At 57.4% G+C, this 3,685-nt stretch carries 5 protein-coding genes; 1 reads left to right on the plus strand and 4 read right to left on the minus strand.

Annotated elements, in window-relative coordinates; all coding sequences use genetic code 11:
* On the minus strand, positions 1-181 hold a 181-nt coding region (locus tag EN893_RS38735), incomplete at its 3' end, for a hypothetical protein (protein WP_206640161.1).
* Between the two features lie 551 nt (positions 182-732).
* On the opposite strand from EN893_RS38735, the gene EN893_RS38220 reads away from it, so the two are divergent.
* Entirely contained in the window at positions 733-1,062 is a 330-nt protein-coding gene (locus tag EN893_RS38220) for a hypothetical protein (RefSeq protein WP_127268984.1), read from the plus strand.
* A 535-nt stretch (positions 1,063-1,597) separates the two neighbouring features.
* On the opposite strand, the gene EN893_RS23860 is transcribed toward EN893_RS38220, so the two are convergent.
* The 3 genes from EN893_RS23860 to EN893_RS23870 all read right to left on the minus strand — a co-directional run.
* Positions 1,598-1,930: a hypothetical protein gene (locus EN893_RS23860; protein ID WP_127268983.1), complete on the minus strand. Its 333-nt coding sequence runs from the start codon at positions 1,928-1,930 to the stop codon at positions 1,598-1,600.
* Between the two features lie 81 nt (positions 1,931-2,011).
* On the minus strand, positions 2,012-3,127 hold the full coding sequence (locus EN893_RS23865; RefSeq protein WP_127268982.1) for a substrate-binding domain-containing protein: 1,116 nt from the start codon (positions 3,125-3,127) through the stop codon (positions 2,012-2,014).
* Positions 3,128-3,192: 65 nt separating this feature from the next.
* The coding region (locus tag EN893_RS23870) for an SMP-30/gluconolactonase/LRE family protein (protein ID WP_164901057.1) at positions 3,193-3,685 on the minus strand (493 nt) is incomplete at its 5' end.

Raw genomic sequence — 3,685 nt, forward strand, 5'->3', positions numbered from 1 at the left:
CTTCAAGTGCCAGGTTCGGCAAATCTGATGTCTTGCTGGGCCGTCGGGCTCGCCCCGGCGAGCGCCGCAACAGCGAACTTGCCAGCCAACGGCCAAATACGCCAGGGACGGGTGTCTGTTCTTTGCTGGCTAATCTCTTCTGAAATGCTTCAAAAAAAGCTGGCCTCGACAAAATGTTCATTTTGCCCCCTCAAACATCATCTATGGCTAATTGACCGCAAGCTAACGTACATCCGAAAATTCTTGGGCGCAAGGCGATCACGAAACCGCGACGAGTCTATATTTATGTAAAATTTGTGACAATACGGACCATAGGCGTATACATCGGTAAACATATTATTATCTACGGATACGTTTCCGTCAAAACAAGTATAACTATCAACCATCTAACATGTATATGGGATATTATTTTTTTAAGCATATTTAAATCTGATAGTTTAGAAAACAATATTTCAAAAGTGAAGTATTTCTTGTTCTTTCCTTGAAATTTCAGCACACGGTTTCCGCCACGGCAGGCAAGAAACCTGGAGAAGGGGCAAGGCACGAATGTCGCACCAAGCCATCATAACCGCGGCGGGAAGGTCTGATGCACCAGAAGCGGCTTGTCGCACTTGCCGGATACACGGTTGTGTATCTCCGCTGCGCGACTGCGGCACATGGACAAACGGCCGATAGTCTTTATGCGCTAGGCGTCAAGCCCGGCAGGAACAGCATTTCGAAGAAGCCGCCGGGTTGCTGAAGCGTGTCCTTGCTCTTCAGCCGGCAAATACCGACGCGCTTGTTCCGCTGGGTTTCATCGAACTGGGTATCAATGACCCGCCGGCTGCGCGGAGCGCATTTTTGCAAGCGCTGTCCATAGCGCCTGCTTACACCGACGCAACGTTTGGACTGGCCAGCGAGTTCAGAGCCGGCAATCTGCCCAAACCCGCCTATTTGCACGCCATTGTACGCCAAGGCTCTACACAGCTGAGAGGACGCTTTACATCCACGCACAGCCACGTTTCAGTGCCGTCAGATTGTTTTGGAAAGGCGATCGAGGCCGGTAAGGGGTCATTGGCGTAGGCACACTAGCGGAGACGCTACGTGCCGAACCTTTGCCATTGCCGCCGGTCCCCCTACTCCCACTCGATTATTTAAAGACCATATAACCCATTGAAATCACTTTCAAATATTTCCTGAAACGCGGAAAAGAACGACACTAGAACCGTCAGAAAATTACGCTATTGATTTTAAAGAGAAAATCGCAACAAAAAATATTTTGAGGTTTCACCAACTATCGAGAACAATCGGATGATTTTTGCAGCACAACGGCGTCTGGCGGGGCGCGTATGCCGTCTCGAAAAGTACCGTCACCGCTCAGGTTGTGTGCATTTTCGCTTCGAAATCAATGGTCATGGTGGGTCCGGAGGATGTAGCGAGAACGTTGATTTTATTGAATTTTCCTTGGGCAGAAAATCAGAGATCTTCCGCATCGTACCGTATGGTTCCGCGGCCAATGGGCGACGTCTGGTCCGCAGGTTTAAATCTTGGATACGCAACCCCCGATACCGGCATTCGCTGATCGCAGCAATGGGAGCGTTTCCGATCAAGATCTCAATCAGACCGGTGCGTACTCATTTGCCTCGAAAACATGGTGATGCACGCGGCCGGTGAACATCTTCAGCAGTTCACCGGTGACCTCCCGGCTTTTAAATCTTACGTCGGATTGAAGCGCCCGGTTGCAGGTGTCCATGTCCCGATAGCGAATGGCCAGCGCCATCGCGTAGGTGGGCGCGCCTTCGTCGCGCGCCGTACCGTCGAGAACGCGCACTTCCTCAGCGCCGGGAAACTGAGTCCAGAGCGGCACCAGCCGGTCCCTGACGAAGCGCCGGAACTCGCTCTCTTGTCCGGGATGGATTTCACCTTCGAAGAGGGCGTAGCGAATGATCATGGCGAGGCTTTCCTGATTGTGTGCTTGTGACGTCTGTCGGCTTGCGGGCGCATCGGGTGATACGCCCGCCTTGGTGCGTGCTTATTTGCCCCAGATTTTCTTGTACTGGTCGCGGTAGCCATTTTCGGGGTCGAAGGCATTCTTCGGGCCACCGTCGAACTCGACATTGTCGGCCGTCACCACATGCAGCGGCGACAGATAGCCCGACCATTTTTCACCGGCGATGGCGCGGTTCAGTTCGTCGACCAGTTGCCAGCCCTGCAGGTTGAGCGGTTCGGCGACCGTCACCTTCTGGAACTGGCCGGCGCGGATGCGCTGATAGGCCGATTCCGAACCGTCGCCGGCGGCGACATTGATCGGCGCGTCCGTGCCGGCCTTGCCGGCGGCGGCCAGAGAAGGTCCCATGAAGTCGAAATAGAGGTCGTTGATCGCCAGCGAGTGCGTCCAGGCATCGCCGTATTTCTGCAGCAGCGACGTGGTCAGCTGCGGCATGCGCTGCGAGGTCTCGGCGATCGGCGTGTCGACATATTCGAGCACCTTGCCGCCCAGCCGCTCGATTTCGGCCTTCATCATGTCGGCCTTGGCGATGGCGATGGCGTAGGTCGAATCGGTGAAGATCACGACGCCGGGTTTGCCCTTGGCATCGGTGTAGGCCCAGTCGGCCGCAGCCGTGGAGACCTGCATGGCGTCGGTCGAGACATTGGCGAAGACGCCGCTCTTTTCGTCAGGTCCGATCACCGGTCCGGCATGCCAGGAAACCAGCGGGATGCCGGCGGCCTTAGCCTGTTCCAGCGCCGGCGCCTGCTCGACAGCGTCGAAACCGTTAATGACGATGCCATTCGGCTTCAACGCCATCGCCTGGCCGAAGGCGGCGGTGCGGCCACCGATCGAGCCGGCGCCGTCGATCACCTTGACCTCCCAGCCGATCGCCTTGGCTGCCTCCTCTACGCCGGTGGTGACGCCCAGAATGCCGCCGTTCTTGAGGTCACCCGCGAGCACGACGATCGTCTTGCCCGGCTGCGCCTTCGGACCGGTGGTCGGGCCGTCCCAGGCGGTTACTTTCTGCGCATATTTTTCGACCACCGCCATGGCGTCGGCCATCGCGTCTGCGCGTGCGTGGCCGGCGAACAGGACTGGAGCAGCGACGGTCGTGGCCATCAAGGCGACGGATGATTTCAGAAGTGTTCTGCGTTGCATGTTGGTACCTCCCCTGGTTTCAAAAAAGTTATCTGGTCTTTCCGGAACTCGATTTCGGCGCCAGGTCACTGGCTGATCTGCCCAGCCACCGGGCTCAGGCCGGCTGGATGCGCGTTGACATAGATGGAATAGAGCGACGTCTGGGCGGTGATGTAGAGGCGGTTGCGCTTCGGACCGCCGAAGCACAGATTGGAGACGATTTCGGGAACCGGGATGCGCCCGATAAGCGTCCCGTCCGGCGCGTAGACGCGAACCGCGTCGGCGCTCGAGGCCCAGATATTGCCATTGCGATCGACGCGGAACCCGTCGAAGAACCCTGCCTCGCATTCGGCCAGCGTGCCGCGCGACCGCAGCGAGCGTCCGTCCGCAGCGACGTCATAGGTCTTGATCGCACGCGGCAGGCCCTGAACATGGCTTGCGCCGGTATCCGACACGTAGAGGATGCTCTCGTCGGGCGAAAAAGCCAGCCCGTTCGGCTGCACCAGATCGGCGATGACCGCACTCACCTCGCCGGTTGCTTCATCGAACCGGTAGACATGCGATGCGCCGATCTCCGGC

It is taken from the genome of Mesorhizobium sp. M7A.F.Ca.CA.004.04.2.1, assembly GCF_004022825.1.
In the GTDB taxonomy this organism is placed as follows: Bacteria; Pseudomonadota; Alphaproteobacteria; order Rhizobiales; family Rhizobiaceae; genus Mesorhizobium.

What these genes read in the sequence shown, in the direction of transcription:
- EN893_RS23860 (WP_127268983.1), bottom strand. Translation starts at nt 1,930, where the DNA reads ATGATCATTCGCTACGCCCTCTTCGAAGGTGAAATCCATCCCGGACAA.
- EN893_RS23865 (WP_127268982.1), bottom strand. Translation starts at nt 3,127, where the DNA reads ATGCAACGCAGAACACTTCTGAAATCATCCGTCGCCTTGATGGCCACG.